The organism is Leptolyngbya sp. FACHB-671, from assembly GCF_014695745.1.
Taxonomy (GTDB): domain Bacteria; phylum Cyanobacteriota; class Cyanobacteriia; order Elainellales; family Elainellaceae; genus JAAUTN01.
On sequence record NZ_JACJOV010000086.1, the window covers coordinates 1 to 13,661 of the forward strand.

Sequence of the window (13,661 nt, forward strand, 5' to 3'; positions counted from 1 at the left end):
CGTCTACGGCATTACCTAGCACGGCTGCACCGTAAAACCTTGTGCTACTCCAAATCCCTTGAGATGTTGAAATGTTCACTCCGTTTGCTGCTTCACTATTTGAAGTATCGAGCTATTCCTCTACCTACTTAACCATTACGGTTTCAGCAACGCCTTTTCCTGAATTCTTTGCGTTGAATCAAAGCGATCGCAGCTCTGCCCATCCCTTTCATTGGGCCGCGTTTAGCTATACCGGAGTGTAATCATTCAAGTTTTCCCATCATCCCTCTTCTGCACCCGTCAATCTCTTTAAACTCGTTTATGTGTGGGGTACTGATTATGATATCAATTGATGAACTCATTGAAGCTGCTCGCACCATTCGCCCAGTCCTGCCTACTTTGCTCGATGATGAAACCGCTCAACACGTTGATCAACAACTTGCAGAATTATTGAATCAAGCCAAAATCAATGACAGAGAGATTGCCAGACCGATCCTTACCCTGCTACAAAGCTATGACACTACAAAAACATGGCTAGTTAATTTCTCCAATACTGGTTTAGAGCATAAATCGATTTTTCTAGGGGGAGATCCTGCCAGTGGCTCTGCCATTCAATATGTCTGCCCTACAAGCAACGACTTCACTATTTATAGGGAAGCTAATGAGGATATTCCCCTTTGCCCTACTCATTTGGTTCCCCTTGTGCGTGCCCAGCCGTAGGATATCTCCATGACTGCAAAAGTATTAGACAGTTTTGGAGGCAAGTTTGCCGAACAGTGGGTTGCAACTCTACTGACTCCCGCTTTTATGTTTTGGCTTGGGGGTTTTGTTGCTACTATTCAGTGGTTTGGCTGGGAATCCCTTGTCACCAAATTCACCAGTTATCCTGAACTCTTACAAGTTGCCATTTTGGTAGTGGGACTTTGTATTGTTAGTGCGTCTGCATTTGTTGTACAGCGATTTGACTTCCCGGTTCTGCGATTTTTGGAAGGCTATTGGTATCCGTGGCTTCGTCCTCTACAGCAGCACTGCATTCAGCGCTATCGCGACCGCAAAGACAAGTTAACGAAACAGAGCAACGCCATCCGCGCTATTGAAGCTCAACAAAAAGCGAAGTTGCAAGCTTATAAAAACACGATTGAAACGAGTGGTGCTGCTACCCTTACCGCGACAGAACGGGATGAATTTCTTCAACTGAGTGAACGGCTCCTAACGCCAGCACAACAAGAGATTTTGGTTCGGTTGCGACAAGAACTTAGAGAAATGCCTGCAAATGTTGATCTTATGCCTACTCGCTTGGGCAATGTGCTGAGAGCTGCTGAGCGAAAACCCCTTGATAAGTATGGACTAGATGCCATTATTTGCTGGTCACGGTTGTGGTTGCTATTGCCTGATGCGGTTAAAAAAGATTTGCAAACTGCACGGGTTGACCTCGATAGTGCTGCCCGTGTGTGGCTCTGGAGTGCGTTGTTTACCCTATGGTCTCTTGCTGGGGAATTGTGGGCGATTCCCTTAGGTGTTGTGTCTGCAGCCTTTACTTACTACTACTGGGCAGTTCCTGCTGCTCGCACCTATGGTAGTTTGATTGAGGCTGCTTTTGATTTGTACCGCCACCTGCTTTATCAGTCGCTTCGTTGGGACTTACCTGCTGATCCAAACCTGGAGCGTCAGGTGGGACAACAGTTGATTGAATATCTTTGGCGGGGCTTTTGAGTTGGACTTTTTTTGCTTACACTAGCTCTCGCTTAGTTTGATCGCTCGCTCTTTTTAAGTCTTCGCTAGAATCCAACCCACAGAACCCCTGTAAATCAGTTGTATCGCAAATACTTACTGAATGAAAAACCATCGCTGTCGAACTCGTTTCCTTAAGCATTGATTGCTTAGATTTGCACAACTTTTCTGAAGCTGCCGCTTTTGAGAGATGGAACAACTGCTCAGCGAGCTTTAATCAATCATGAACCAGTTGTTATGAATCAAGCAGACTCTTCACACCTCGTTCGCCTCAATTCAATACATTGTCATACCTGTCCGGCAACAGATGGGTTGCAAAACTGTGACGAAACGTATGACACCCCACTCGCCTTTGGATTCCTGTCGCTCGTGTGGCTTGCTTCACCGCCTTCTGAACACTGCTCTCATGGAGGCGATGACGGCAACGCAGCCCACTTCGGGGTCATTTCAAACCTTCTACTAACAATCTACAACCCCTAAAAAGGGTATTGCACTCTTCTGCAACTCCCGACTTTCTGTCGGATCGTTTCACACCTTTCATATCAAAGTTCTCACGGATTGAGAGAGCAGGGCGATCGCAATTTAAGTCGGATGAAGCCGACTTAAATTGGAAAGATGTCGGTCTTGTCGGAGAAATTCAGTTTTTTATCGCCTTTGCGGGGTGTAGTTAAACTCAGCGGAGCAGTTACCCACCCCGCTAGTCTGCAAAACCGCGCTTGAGACTTGTCGCCTCACTAAGGGTGTAGAGGTCGGATGCCCTAATAAATACTTAGCTGTTAAAGTTTGCCGTCTTTAAGAGCACTTGAAAGGGATCGGATACGGCTTGAGGATCATTCTGGGAAAGAAAGTGGTTGAGGAATCCCCTCATATTTAACAGTGATGTGGGCGATCGCCCTTTACTTCCCTCCCTAAGAAGGGAAACCTGAGCTTATACACTCACTTTGCCCTAGCACTGATGCCGGGGCTTTTGTCTTGCCACTCTACTGCTGCTGTGCTGCTGGAACTAGAATGCTCAGCCAAATTTCTTATTGAATTAGACAGTTCCTACTCTCCAAAGTTTAAAGAGCCTCAGTAGCCTTGTTAGCAGCCATCTCCAGCACAGCTTGTAGTAACACATCTTACTCAACAGGCTTAGCCAAATGCTGCTGGTAACCTGCCGCAAGCGCTTGTAGCCGATCTGATTCTTTGGCATTAGCAGTCAGTGCGATCGCTGGTATCTGCCCTCCTTGCTCAACCGTCAACGCTCTAATTCGCCGAATTAGCATGTAACCATCTTCGTCAGGCATACTTACATCGCTAACCAAAACGTTTGGTCGCCACTCCAGAACTGCCTGGAATGCATAATCAGCAGACATAACTGCTGCTACCTCTGCACCGTAAACCTCGAATAGGAAAGCGAGAAATTGGAGATTGTCAACATCATCATCTACAATCAGCACTTTTAGACCATTCAAGCTGGGAGCGCCACTGAGGGGCATAGGTTCAGGAACTTTGACGAGTTTGTAGACGAATTTGATATTCCCATAAAAAGCTTCGTCTTCGCTGTTGTGCCTAACAAACTCGGATATCTCTACCCTTAGACAGACCGCTCATCATAACTAATGCTTCTGCCCGACAAGTCTCAGAATTTCTTGAACTAACTCATCTGGGTCTAATGGCTTGGACAAGAAACAATGAAATCCGGCTCTCAGTGCCTCTTCAGCGTCAAACCTCCTAGTGTAAGAAGTTACAGCAATGGCTGGAAGTTCACGCCATGCTCCCTCTACCTGCCTGATTTGCTCAATTAGCCAGCTTCCATCCTTCTCAGGGAGCTTAACGTTGCTGATCAAAACGTCTGGTCGCCGCTGTTCCAACCGGCTTAACGCTTCAGTCGCAGAACCTGCCAGGATGACTCTAGCTCCGTTCCTCTCAAGAATGAACGTGAGCAGTTCTGCCATATCAGGTTCATCCTCGACCAAAAGCACTGTCAATCTTGCTAACAAAGACTTTTGAAAAGAAAGCTTATTTTCTGTGTTTTGCATAGTCGTAACAGAGAACACAATTGCTTCTATCAAGGCTTATAGAGGAGTTTTCTTGTTTCTCTCATTCGGCAGAAAACGAAAAATGTTGGGGTAGAGATTGTACTTAGACGCATTACAGCGATCGCCCTTTACTTACCTCTCTAAAAAGGGAACCCTGAGCTTATTAAGACTCACTGTGCTCTGGCATTGCTGCTGGGGCTTTTATTTTGCTGCTCTACTCCGATTGCGTGGTTTTAGCTTCTGGAACGTTGCAATTCTTGGTTCCACAAGTACTTTCAGTCCACCGTCTGGGACTGACTGGGCGCACCACACGCCACCAGCAGTCCAAACTCTGAGAGGATGCAGCATTGGAAGGAAGACGATTAGAGCAGCAATTAGGGCAACAAGAACTTCTATAGGAATCGTGATTTGCCGCCAGCGGGGATTCATAGCAGACATCAAATAACTAGGGCTAAGGTGCCCAGGCTGAATGTCAGAATAGCGATCGCCCCTACTCTTCAACCCAGATATCCGCGTGTGGATTCCCCTCGCTGTCATACCAGATGCCCTGGCTCTTAAGGGGGTAAAGGTAGCGGTGCGATGTAGAAAATCGAGTGCTTGAGGGTTAGTGTTAGTCCTCCTAAGAACGGTTGCAGTTAAGATGTCCTTTTGCCTAGAATCTTGTGCAGCAGCTCTGTTTGCAATCGTGCCCATTGGTTTATTGATGGTGCAAATTCCACTGGAGGAGGGATTCTTGCGGCAAGAGTTGCAAGGCTACCATACTTACATTCAAGAAGTTCGGTATAGACTGTTGCCGTACCTCTGGTAACTCAGAAATACAAATGTATCGTGGTTACAACTTGTCTTAAGCATTTATTAGAAGGCAAATATAGAGATGTTTGCAGGCAAAGATACACAAATAGCGATGGGAATGGTCATCGGGGTTGGTATTGGTGTTGCAATCGGTGCTGCATTTGGCAACATTGGAATCGGAATTGCTATTGGCGTCAGCTTAGGTGCAGCAGTTGCAACGTTTTGGGTTGAAAAAGGGAAATGATAGCGGCACAACCACAGAGATATATTGCTTCTGAACTTAGATTAATGAATTTCCGCCTCCGCCCTTCTGATGAAAAAGTAATTGATGGGGTGAACTCGCTTTACCCCATGAACAAAGGGCGATCGCTGTTTCTATGAATTAATCGTCTTTACTCTGACTGTGATGCTTCTGGCGGATTGCAAACCTCTGAACCATACACCACGGTCGGATTTCCTCCTGCGTCAGCCCGAACGCACCACACCCCACGGGCGACCCAAACTTTGAAAGGATGCAGCACCGATGGAATGACGACAATTGAAAGCGCAATGACGGCAACGATAACCTCTATTGGAACTGTAAATTTGCGCCCATTAAACTTCATAGTAGGAGTTAGATACAAGAGTTAAAGTGCCTATGCGTAGGACGTAACAGCGCTCCTCCAGATAGGGGGTAAGCAGGTACGCAGAATTAGGTGTTCCAAGCTTTCGTGGCACTAAACCACACGTATCCTAATTGCACCCCTAAAAGCTTTTGCGACACAACCGAATATCTTGCCTCAATCGCTCAATCTTTGGATGCTAGTGAGTTTGCTGCTTTGCTCTGAACATCCAATCGCTGAAGGACTGAGAGACGCGCACTTCCACCTGTGCCCCAACCCAAAGGGTTAAGACATGGGTCCCTTCGAGAGACGATCGTTTGAGAGTCTGCCGCAGATGATAGACGAGTCCATCTGCCAAAGATGGAGTAGTTGTGGTCAGGGCAACAAAGTTAGCTTGCATCGGTAAAGAATCGCTGTAGTTGGTTGTAGATGAATCACAGGCGTTCAGTTGCCTGCCTACACGGTTCCCCTTGCTTGGAAGAAGCGATAAGCCGATGGCATGACAATCACTCAAGCTTGATGAAAAGTGGAACAGGCTCAAGCTTTGATGAATTGCAATCAATAGACCTCCTGCACGAATATTTGATCGCCTCCTAAATCCTGCATTTTTGGGGAACTTTGAAGCTCGATCTTGATAGTTTCGTAGGAAAAAATCGATTCATGCAGGAGGTCTAATATAGGCATCCAAAGCCAGAAGTTTTTCGTACACCGAAACTGGGGCAAAAACCCTTTTTAAGCGATCGTTTTCCCTCGGTTGATCGCCAATTTTTTCGGCACGCCGCTCAGATTTTGTCCGTTTTCACTATGCAGGGACTTCTAAATCCATTGCAAAGATAAGCTTAAATTGCGTGAAGCTTTGAACGAGAGTGTATACAAGGTTTAAGATTTGTCCTGAATACACTGTCTTCTAGATAAAACTGTATTGCAAGCTACCTGCTGAATAGCCTAAGTAACTAGCCGATTGTAATTAGTGGAGGTTTATGCACAGTAATGGGTAACTACAATGCTGGTTTTATCTACTTAATGAATGCAGCTGGGACTGATTTATATAAAATCGGTGTGATGAGTTCACTCGACAACAGAATAGCTGACGTGCGAAGTCAGCACCCTTCTTTTCAAATTCAGTACGAACGTTCTCTTCGAGTGAATGATATGAAAGAAGCCAAAAATTATTTCTACACCAAATTTGCTGATTACCGCTATGACCTTTTAGATAAGTTTTCAAACATTACGGAGTGGTTTCTTTTTCCGCCTGCGGTACTTGACCAAGTGTTAAGTGAATTTGATGAAGACAAAATTTTTGAAGAGGAACCCACAACTTATACGGCTGAGTATGACGCACAATATAACCGTCGAATCTCCAAGGATGATCACGTTTGGAGAGACTTAATAAGTGGAGCAATAGCGAGGACATTGCTCCATAACACGTTCTGAATTAGGAAGAGGCGATCGCCCACCTCCTTCTCAATAAAGTCGATTGGATTATTGGTGTCCCCTATCGCCATTGCCGCAACTCCAGCTCACCCTTAGCCCGAATTTGATACCCTTCAAGCGACAGCAAGGACATTGCGCGGGTTCTCTCCAGCAGCTAATCGCTCAAGCTGCTCATCGGAGAGATTTGAATAATCAATTTTGACGTTGAGCTTGGTTTCCTCCTTCTCGCCTAGAGCAGTTTTTCCAATCTTTTGAAGTCGCTCTAGAGCCTTGGCTAACTCATCCAACTGTTTGGGAGATGGTAGATCATTGCCTTTTGCCACTCCTTCAGTTGCTTCTTTAATCTGCACGAAAACAAGGTTCAAGCCGCCTTTAGCAAGTTCGTAGCACTGAGCATCCCATGCAGCCAAGTCACCCGCTAGAGCAGTCGATTTGTGTTCCTGGCGTTTATCCGAAACAGTTTGAACAAAACGTTCAGCCTCAACTTTCCAATGCTCTTTAGCTGCTTTTTCCCGTAGATATGAGGGCGAACAGGTATACTTTGCAGCCAATTGCTCTAGGGTTGGGCGAGACTTCTCATCCGGAGCCTGGACATATTCGTCTTTGATGACCTGCCAATTGTGCTTCGCCACGTTCCCTCAGCTTCCTGCAATTTCCGACTTTCTGTCGGATCGTTCCCACGGACTGTGGGGTGAGGTTTTCGGAGAAGGGTAGGGCGATCGCATTCGATTCTCAGGACTTACGCATAAGCAGGGTAAGGTAGTACAAGCAATCAAGGGTTAAGCAGATGAGCTTCACCAAATTGGACTACTGCCAGTACTTACTCAGTAGCCCGATCAACTACACCTTGACGAATTTGGCAGAACATCTAGAAGGGGTGAGCCACGACCGGGTGAACCGATACCTGCGACAGGAGAAACTGACGCCTCGACTACTGTGGGAGAACGTCAAAGACCAAGTGCAAACCTGTGTAGATGGCTTCATCGTGTTTGACGACACGGTTTTGGACAAACGGTATGCCCAAGCCATAGAGATGAGCCGACGGCAGTACAGCGGGTGCGAACATCGGGTGATTCGGGGCATTGGGTTGGTCGGTTGTTTGTACATCAATGCGGATACGCAACAGTTTTGGGTGGTGGACTATCGCCTCTACGACCCAGAGGGTGACGGGAAAACCAAACTTGACCATGTGATGGAAATGCTCAGCCACCTGGTTGAAATCAAGCGACTGCCGTTTCAAACCGTGCTAATGGACAGTTGGTATGCGGCTCAAAAGCTGATGAGTCACATCGACAGTTTAGGCAAAATCTACTACTGTCCGCTCAAGGTCAACCGACTGGTGGACGATACGGGTGGGGTAGAAAAGTATAAACGCATTGACCAACTTGAGTGGAGTGGGTCTGAAGGGCAACACGGCAAGCTCATCAAAGTTCGCGGGTTTCCCAAAGACAAGAAGGTGAAACTGTTCCGGGTCACTGTCTCTACCGGCAGGACGGACTATGTTGCCACAAACGACTTATCTCAAGGGTCCACTGATGCCGTACAACAGGAGTGTGGCGTCCGTTGGAAGATTGAGGAGTTTCACCGAGAACTGAAGCAGTTGACTGGGATAGAAGCATGTCAATGTCGCAAGGCTCGCATTCAGCGCAACCATATTGCCTGTGCTTTACTCGTTTGGGTACGCCTTAAAGCAATTGCTTATCAAACCCATCAGACCGTTTACAAGGTGAAGCACCGGATGCTGTCAAGTTACTTGATTCAGCAACTTAAACGCCCATCTGTTCTAATGGTGCTTGCGTAAGTCCTGAAAGGAGTTAAACAAGGGGACAGTGTGTCTCAAGCCAAGTTTATTGAAGCAACCTTTGAAATTGCTGCTTAAGGGAATGAAAACGATACGATCGTTTGTCCCTAATCAGTTTTTGCGACACAACCGCTGCAAGTAACCTTTGCAACACCATCAAGATTTCTCGTCAGCCCGATCCGGTCGGGTTGTTATGCCGCGCAACCTATTTCCCTTCAAGCTTCTTCAATACACCCAATATCCTCGAAAGTCTTTACTCTATCTGCAAGCATCGTCTTTTTCAAAATCCTCTCGTAGAAAGGATGGAAGGATTCTGGTCTGATAAGAAAGTAAATTTCGTCATACGAATCTAACTTACTATTGAAATCTTCAATGACGATCTCCTCCTCTTGCGGTGTGACAGTATCAGGATGTTTTTCGTACCAGACATGACGCTCGTTTGATAGGTAAACTCCATAGAGATCGGACAGAATAGCCCAACTCACATTCTTCTCTTGACACCTCTCCATAAATTGCTGAATATCAGAATTTGTGTACAGCTTGTCAGGGGTGACTGCAATATCAGTTGCTTCAAGATTAGGCTCCTTTTCTTTGGAGCAGTGAGTTAGATATACGCGCATGGCTCTAAATAACCTCAACTTTCACTGAGAGACTCAACCCGATTTCCTCACCGACAATCTTAAGACGATTTCATCTTGAAAGACAGAAAGCCATCTTCAAATTGATCCCCATCGGTCGATCCATTGCACTAAACCTCGAACTCATATAGACGAGTTTTATACACCGTCTCATCGATCAACCAGCGGCATAACGGTGCTGTTCAGCGGTTGCAAAAATCTTGTACTTTTACCAATAACTCTCGGCAATCCACTGCAACAGCGTTGTTATGTCGCGATCGCTTCTACCCGCTTTGAGTGACTGAATCGAAGTGATTCGTCTTTAAGTAGGCACTCAGTTTTTCAATACATTCCGGTAAATTCTTGCGCCCTAATCCAATCCGAAAATTTTGATCCCCATAGTCAAAATAGGTACTGGGCAACAGTAGAACGCCTTGCTGATTGACTAAATCATTGCAAAATTCTTCTACATCTATTCCCTGCTTGAGGCTTGGAAATGCGGTCGATCCTCCTTTTGGTGCTCTCCAGTTAAAGAGATCCATATGATTTGCAAAGAAGCGATCGCACACCTCTATATTCGCTGCAATGATTGCTCGGTTGCGTTGAATAATCTGATCTCGATTGCGAAGTGCCAATGTTGCCAAGAACTCACTCGGGGCACTATTACAGATCGAGGTAAAATCCTTAAACTCTGCCATCGCTTGATAGGCTTCTCGATTGTGAGTTGCAATCCAACCGATTCGTAAACCTGCTAAGCCATAGGTCTTTGACATTACTCCTAAAGAAACTGCATTTTCATACAGGTCGCAAGCTGCTGGCAGCGTATCTTCATCTCGATATTCCAGTAATCGATAAACTTCATCGGAGAACAAAAGAATATGGTGTTGTCTACAAATAGCAACCAGCTCCTCTAACTTAGCTCGGCTCATCACATAGCCTGTGGGATTATGAGGGCAATTAATGACGATCGCCTTTGTATTGGGTTGAATTGCCCCTCGCAGCCAATCTAAATCTAACTCCCAATGATCATCTTCACAGCTCTTCCACCAATCGACTTCACAGCCAATCGATTGAGCAATTGAGGCATGAGATTGATAGCAAGGGAAATGAACAATGATGTGATCTCCGGGTTGAAGCGCAATATTCATGAAAATGAATATTGCTTCTTCTGCACCTGCATGAATCAAAACGTTATCGTGCCCAATTGTTTGATACGTTTGTGCAACTACGTTTCTTAGTTCAGAGCTTCCTTGGGTTTCTGTATATCCCAACCAAGTTTGATGGAATTTCTGTGCTGCACCTGCCTCTAGACTTAGTAATTCTTCGATCGTCATTGCTTCACAATCAGAAGAAGAAAGCAGATAGGGTGCTTTGAATTCGTATTTGGCGAAGAAGCGTTCAAGTTTAAAGGCAGGTATTTGCATAACAGCTCAGATTACTCATTGACCTAGATCAATTTCATTCTGAATACTAACAGAGAAGTTATAAACTGCTGTCCCGTCCCAATACTGAGCGACATAACGTTGCGTTGAGCGGCTGCAAGCGTTGGTTCCTCACAATCAGGATTCTCTGACAGTCCGCTCCAGCAGCCTTGTGTACGCCCAGCATGGGTGTGAACTAATGGGGTGAAAGTCCCCTGGAGGAGAACCAACATCCAAATGGTCAAGTTACAGATCCGAGCGATGACAACTCCTAGCTTAAAGCAAGGGCGCTCCTGTGAAGGAGGGTCTGAAGGAAGCTGGCGGCAAATCTGCGAACCGACGAACAGAAACGACATAGAAGGCTGAGATTCCTGGGGCGAGTTAGCACAACATAACAAAGCCCAATGGTTCAGGGAACACAGTAAATGACGCGGTTGTGCAGAGACAGTTCACATTCTTATCTGGGGAGGTCTGTTTGATGGCGACTGGGAGTGTTATGGGAGTCGGACTGAGGGCTATCTGGAAACGGATAGAACAGCCACCGAACCCTACGGCAACCCAAACAGCGCATGGAGTAGCAATACTCAGTGATAAGTCAAACAGAAGTCAGCAGAGTCCATAGTAGTTCCATTTGGAGCGAAGGGACGAACATGAACGAGTTAAGGAGGAGCGATGAACAACTCAAACTCATCAATGAACCCGGATGGGGGAGATGGCGTTTGGCGTGCGGGCATTAAGCCAGCCAAGGGCAACTTGATGACGCGAATTTTAGAGCGCAGCAATGTACAACAAGCATGGAGCCGAGTGAAGTCAAACCGAGGCGCACCCGGCAGTGACGGGATGAGCCTGGAAGACTTTCCAGACTATGCACGGGAGCATTGGAGTGAGATTCGCCAATCTCTGATGGATGGTAGCTATCACCCTCGTCCAGTGCGACGGGTGACCATTCCCAAATCACACGGCAAGGGAGAGCGAAAATTGGGTGTGCCTTGTGTCATCGACCGGGTTATCCAACAAGCCATCCTACAAGTGCTAACTCCCATCTTCGACCCAGAGTTTGCCCAATCCAGTTTTGGGAGCCGACCAAAACGCTCTGCTCACGGAGCAATCCGCCAGGCGAAAACGTTCGTCAAAGCGGGATACCGATATGTGGTTGATCTGGATTTAGAGAAATTCTTCGACCAGGTCAACCATGATGCTTTGATGTCTCGCATTGCTCGAAAAGTCACCGATAAGGGACTTCTGGCATTGATTGGACGTTACCTGCGAGCAGGGGTAATGGTAGGGGACACGATTGAGCCAACGGTGCTAGGGACACCACAAGGTTCGCCCCTTTCGCCGTTATTGTCCAACATCCTTCTGGATGACCTCGATAAGGAGTTGGAAGATAGAGGACATCGCTTTGTCAGGTATATCGATGACCTAGTAATCCTGGTCAGAAGTAGACGGGCAGGGCGACGGGTAATGCTAAGCATTAGCCACTATCTGACTCAAAAGCTGAAGCTCAAGGTCAATCAACAGAAAAGTCAAGTGGTCAAGATCGAGAAACTAGAGTACTTGGGATTTACATTCCGAGGTATTCGGATTTTCGTCACAAACCAAGCCCTGAAGGACTTCAAACATCGATTGCGAGGATTAACGTCCCGCAGTTGGGGAGTCTCAATGGCAGAACGAATCAAACGATTGAACTGCTACTTACGAGGATGGATGAACTACTTTGGCATCTCCTAACATTACACTCCTATTGAAGAGTTGGATGGGTGGTTGAGGCGACGGATTCGGATGTGCTACTGGAAGCAGTGGCGCAGACCCAGAACGCGCATCACCAACCTGCTCAAACTTGGAACAAGGAAGCGGCAAGTAATTATGACAGGTATTAGTCGTAAAGGCTATTGGCGCTTGTCAAAAACGTTAGCAACGCATACGGGGATGACCAACCAGTGGCTTGAGCAACAGGGATTGCTATCGGTTCGGGGTATGTCAAATAGATTGTGTCAAGGATAAAAGATCAGAATGGAAAGCGCTCGCTAAACTCAATTGCGAAACGGTTTAGAGCAGGCTTCCAATTAGGAATTGGCATGGTCCACTTTTTGGCAATATTTTGAATTGCCAAGTAAATGACTTTCAGGGCAGACTCATCGGTTGGAAAAGCTCGATGATTTTTAATCACCTTCCTGAGGGTCATGTTCATCGATTCGATGGCATTGGTGGTGTAGATTGCTTTACGAATCTCAGGCGGGAAGGCAAAGAAGGGAATAATCCGTTGCCAGTGATTGAGCCAGGACTTGCTAATCGTCGGATATTGCTTGTCCCACTTGTCGGCGAACTCGACTAAGCGCTGCTCTGCCTGGGTTTCTGTACTTGCCGTGTAGATCAGCTTGAGGTCGGCTGCAACCGCCTTGCGGTCTTTGTAGGAGACGTAACTCAGTGAATTTCGCACCCTGTGAACAATGCACAATTGCACCTGGGTTCTAGGAAAGACTGCTTCAATCGCATCAGGAAAGCCTGCCAGTCGATCACAGCAGGCGATGAAGATGTCTTTGAGTCCTCTGTTCTGAAGCTCGGTTAGCACAGTAAGCCAAAATTTGGCAGACTCATTCTGGGTCATCCATATGCCCAACAGTTCTTTGGTGCCCGACAAGTTGACACCTAGTGCCAGGTGAATCGCTTTGTTGGTTACCCCTCCGTCTTGCCTTACTTTGACCACAAGCGCATCAAAATAGACAATCGGGTAAACCGGGTCAAGGGCTCGGTTCTGCCAAAGCTTACGCTCCTGCTCGACCGCATCGGTGACATTGGAGATCAGTCCTGCCGAGACTTCTACACCATATAAGTCTTGCAGTTGAGCCTGAATGTCGCGCACACTCATGCCTCTAGCATAGAGGGACAAGATCTTGTCGTCAAAGCCGTCAAAGCGGCTCTGTCCCTTCTTAACAATGATGGGTTCAAACTCACTATTGCGGTCCCGCGGAACGCTAATTTGAGCCTCCCCAAACTCTCCTTTGATTGTCTTCTGACTGTGTCCATTACGGCGGTTACGAGTCGGCTTGTCTCCGCTTGCAGGCTCCGCCTGTTGCGCTTCCAGATGCGTTTTCATTTCGGCATTCAAGCAGCGTTCCACCAGAGCGGCCGTTAGCTGTTTGAGTATCCCTCCGTCCCCCAGCAGGTCTTCAGGGTTCTCGTAGCCTTTGAGCAGTTCATCCAGTAATTCAGGTCGAAAAGTCATAGTTCGAGTGTCTCAGGTTCAGTAGTTCATTAGATCT

Annotated in this window: 18 protein-coding genes and 2 pseudogenes; 10 read left to right on the forward strand and 10 right to left on the reverse strand. The window is 46.8% G+C overall.

Going from position 1 to position 13,661, the window contains the following annotated elements:
- The 5 genes and pseudogenes from H6F93_RS11205 to H6F93_RS35760 form a co-directional block, all read left to right on the forward strand.
- Positions 1-132: pseudogene (locus H6F93_RS11205) on the forward strand (IS1 family transposase); the annotation flags it as partial.
- Entirely contained in the window at positions 72-242 is a 171-nt protein-coding gene (locus H6F93_RS11210; protein WP_190680794.1) for a hypothetical protein, read from the forward strand. The pseudogene H6F93_RS11205 and the gene H6F93_RS11210, both read left to right, overlap by 61 nt.
- A gap of 76 nt (positions 243-318) precedes the next feature.
- Positions 319-699: a hypothetical protein gene (locus tag H6F93_RS11215; RefSeq protein WP_190680719.1), complete on the forward strand. Its 381-nt coding sequence runs from the start codon at positions 319-321 to the stop codon at positions 697-699.
- A gap of 9 nt (positions 700-708) precedes the next feature.
- Positions 709-1,692 (forward strand): hypothetical protein, encoded by a 984-nt coding sequence (locus tag H6F93_RS11220; protein ID WP_190680721.1) that lies wholly within the window; start codon positions 709-711, stop codon positions 1,690-1,692.
- A 255-nt stretch (positions 1,693-1,947) separates the two neighbouring features.
- Entirely contained in the window at positions 1,948-2,190 is a 243-nt protein-coding gene (locus H6F93_RS35760; protein ID WP_524537930.1) for a hypothetical protein, read from the forward strand.
- A 638-nt stretch (positions 2,191-2,828) separates the two neighbouring features.
- Here the strand turns inward: H6F93_RS35760 and H6F93_RS11230 are convergent.
- From H6F93_RS11230 to H6F93_RS11240, 3 genes are all read right to left on the reverse strand, one after another.
- Entirely contained in the window at positions 2,829-3,188 is a 360-nt protein-coding gene (locus H6F93_RS11230) for a response regulator (protein ID WP_190680723.1), read from the reverse strand.
- A gap of 120 nt (positions 3,189-3,308) precedes the next feature.
- Positions 3,309-3,731, reverse strand: coding sequence for a response regulator (locus tag H6F93_RS11235; RefSeq protein ID WP_190680725.1), 423 nt, complete (start codon positions 3,729-3,731; stop codon positions 3,309-3,311).
- Positions 3,732-3,932: 201 nt separating this feature from the next.
- Positions 3,933-4,268 (reverse strand): hypothetical protein, encoded by a 336-nt coding sequence (locus tag H6F93_RS11240; protein WP_190680728.1) that lies wholly within the window; start codon positions 4,266-4,268, stop codon positions 3,933-3,935.
- A 103-nt stretch (positions 4,269-4,371) separates the two neighbouring features.
- Here H6F93_RS11240 and H6F93_RS11245 point away from each other — a divergent pair, with 103 nt between their 5' ends.
- Both H6F93_RS11245 and H6F93_RS11250 read left to right on the forward strand, forming a co-directional pair.
- Positions 4,372-4,539, forward strand: a complete 168-nt coding sequence (locus H6F93_RS11245) for a hypothetical protein (RefSeq protein ID WP_190680730.1) — start codon at positions 4,372-4,374, stop codon at positions 4,537-4,539.
- A 66-nt stretch (positions 4,540-4,605) separates the two neighbouring features.
- Positions 4,606-4,767, forward strand: coding sequence for a hypothetical protein (locus H6F93_RS11250; protein ID WP_190680796.1), 162 nt, complete (start codon positions 4,606-4,608; stop codon positions 4,765-4,767).
- Positions 4,768-4,915: 148 nt separating this feature from the next.
- On the opposite strand, the gene H6F93_RS11255 is transcribed toward H6F93_RS11250, so the two are convergent.
- A complete protein-coding gene (locus H6F93_RS11255) occupies positions 4,916-5,128 on the reverse strand; it encodes a hypothetical protein (RefSeq protein WP_190680733.1) in 213 nt (70 codons plus the stop codon).
- A 196-nt stretch (positions 5,129-5,324) separates the two neighbouring features.
- Positions 5,325-5,525: a hypothetical protein gene (locus H6F93_RS11260; RefSeq protein WP_190680735.1), complete on the reverse strand. Its 201-nt coding sequence runs from the start codon at positions 5,523-5,525 to the stop codon at positions 5,325-5,327.
- A 590-nt stretch (positions 5,526-6,115) separates the two neighbouring features.
- Between H6F93_RS11260 and H6F93_RS11265 the strand changes: the two genes are divergently transcribed.
- Positions 6,116-6,559: a GIY-YIG nuclease family protein gene (locus H6F93_RS11265; RefSeq protein ID WP_190680737.1), complete on the forward strand. Its 444-nt coding sequence runs from the start codon at positions 6,116-6,118 to the stop codon at positions 6,557-6,559.
- A gap of 113 nt (positions 6,560-6,672) precedes the next feature.
- On the opposite strand, the gene H6F93_RS11270 is transcribed toward H6F93_RS11265, so the two are convergent.
- Positions 6,673-7,191 (reverse strand): hypothetical protein, encoded by a 519-nt coding sequence (locus H6F93_RS11270; protein WP_190680739.1) that lies wholly within the window; start codon positions 7,189-7,191, stop codon positions 6,673-6,675.
- 155 nt (positions 7,192-7,346) lie between these two features.
- Here H6F93_RS11270 and H6F93_RS11275 point away from each other — a divergent pair, with 155 nt between their 5' ends.
- On the forward strand, positions 7,347-8,360 hold the full coding sequence (locus tag H6F93_RS11275) for an IS701 family transposase (protein WP_190680740.1): 1,014 nt from the start codon (positions 7,347-7,349) through the stop codon (positions 8,358-8,360).
- Positions 8,361-8,575: 215 nt separating this feature from the next.
- Here H6F93_RS11275 and H6F93_RS11280 read toward each other — a convergent pair whose 3' ends face one another.
- The 3 genes from H6F93_RS11280 to H6F93_RS11290 all read right to left on the reverse strand — a co-directional run bounded on the left by H6F93_RS11280 (position 8,576) and on the right by H6F93_RS11290 (position 10,754).
- Entirely contained in the window at positions 8,576-8,980 is a 405-nt protein-coding gene (locus H6F93_RS11280; protein ID WP_190680743.1) for a hypothetical protein, read from the reverse strand.
- A 281-nt stretch (positions 8,981-9,261) separates the two neighbouring features.
- Positions 9,262-10,311: an aminotransferase class I/II-fold pyridoxal phosphate-dependent enzyme gene (locus H6F93_RS11285; RefSeq protein ID WP_199313636.1), complete on the reverse strand. Its 1,050-nt coding sequence runs from the start codon at positions 10,309-10,311 to the stop codon at positions 9,262-9,264.
- A gap of 113 nt (positions 10,312-10,424) precedes the next feature.
- On the reverse strand, positions 10,425-10,754 hold the full coding sequence (locus H6F93_RS11290) for a hypothetical protein (RefSeq protein ID WP_190680747.1): 330 nt from the start codon (positions 10,752-10,754) through the stop codon (positions 10,425-10,427).
- 400 nt (positions 10,755-11,154) lie between these two features.
- On the opposite strand from H6F93_RS11290, the pseudogene ltrA reads away from it, so the two are divergent.
- Positions 11,155-12,402: pseudogene (gene ltrA / locus H6F93_RS11295) on the forward strand (group II intron reverse transcriptase/maturase).
- 4 nt (positions 12,403-12,406) lie between these two features.
- On the opposite strand, the gene H6F93_RS11300 reads toward ltrA, so the two are convergent.
- The gene (locus H6F93_RS11300) at positions 12,407-13,624 is read right to left on the reverse strand and encodes an IS256 family transposase (RefSeq protein ID WP_190680749.1); all 1,218 of its coding nucleotides are present in this window, start codon (positions 13,622-13,624) and stop codon (positions 12,407-12,409) included.
- Positions 13,625-13,661 lie beyond the last annotated feature (37 nt).

Bases quoted from the DNA above. Each gene is read 5' to 3' on its own strand.
- H6F93_RS11210 (WP_190680794.1), top strand. From the start codon at position 72: ATGTTCACTCCGTTTGCTGCTTCACTATTTGAAGTATCGAGCTATTCC.
- H6F93_RS11215 (WP_190680719.1), top strand. From the start codon at position 319: ATGATATCAATTGATGAACTCATTGAAGCTGCTCGCACCATTCGCCCA.
- H6F93_RS11220 (WP_190680721.1), top strand. From the start codon at position 709: ATGACTGCAAAAGTATTAGACAGTTTTGGAGGCAAGTTTGCCGAACAG.
- H6F93_RS35760 (WP_524537930.1), top strand. From the start codon at position 1,948: ATGAATCAAGCAGACTCTTCACACCTCGTTCGCCTCAATTCAATACAT.
- H6F93_RS11230 (WP_190680723.1), bottom strand. From the start codon at position 3,188: ATGCCCCTCAGTGGCGCTCCCAGCTTGAATGGTCTAAAAGTGCTGATT.
- H6F93_RS11235 (WP_190680725.1), bottom strand. From the start codon at position 3,731: ATGCAAAACACAGAAAATAAGCTTTCTTTTCAAAAGTCTTTGTTAGCA.
- H6F93_RS11240 (WP_190680728.1), bottom strand. From the start codon at position 4,268: ATGACAGCGAGGGGAATCCACACGCGGATATCTGGGTTGAAGAGTAGG.
- H6F93_RS11245 (WP_190680730.1), top strand. From the start codon at position 4,372: ATGTCCTTTTGCCTAGAATCTTGTGCAGCAGCTCTGTTTGCAATCGTG.
- H6F93_RS11250 (WP_190680796.1), top strand. From the start codon at position 4,606: ATGTTTGCAGGCAAAGATACACAAATAGCGATGGGAATGGTCATCGGG.
- H6F93_RS11255 (WP_190680733.1), bottom strand. From the start codon at position 5,128: ATGAAGTTTAATGGGCGCAAATTTACAGTTCCAATAGAGGTTATCGTT.
- H6F93_RS11260 (WP_190680735.1), bottom strand. From the start codon at position 5,525: ATGCAAGCTAACTTTGTTGCCCTGACCACAACTACTCCATCTTTGGCA.
- H6F93_RS11265 (WP_190680737.1), top strand. From the start codon at position 6,116: ATGGGTAACTACAATGCTGGTTTTATCTACTTAATGAATGCAGCTGGG.
- H6F93_RS11275 (WP_190680740.1), top strand. From the start codon at position 7,347: ATGAGCTTCACCAAATTGGACTACTGCCAGTACTTACTCAGTAGCCCG.
- H6F93_RS11280 (WP_190680743.1), bottom strand. From the start codon at position 8,980: ATGCGCGTATATCTAACTCACTGCTCCAAAGAAAAGGAGCCTAATCTT.
- H6F93_RS11285 (WP_199313636.1), bottom strand. From the start codon at position 10,311: ATGACGATCGAAGAATTACTAAGTCTAGAGGCAGGTGCAGCACAGAAA.
- H6F93_RS11290 (WP_190680747.1), bottom strand. From the start codon at position 10,754: ATGTCGTTTCTGTTCGTCGGTTCGCAGATTTGCCGCCAGCTTCCTTCA.
- H6F93_RS11300 (WP_190680749.1), bottom strand. From the start codon at position 13,624: ATGACTTTTCGACCTGAATTACTGGATGAACTGCTCAAAGGCTACGAG.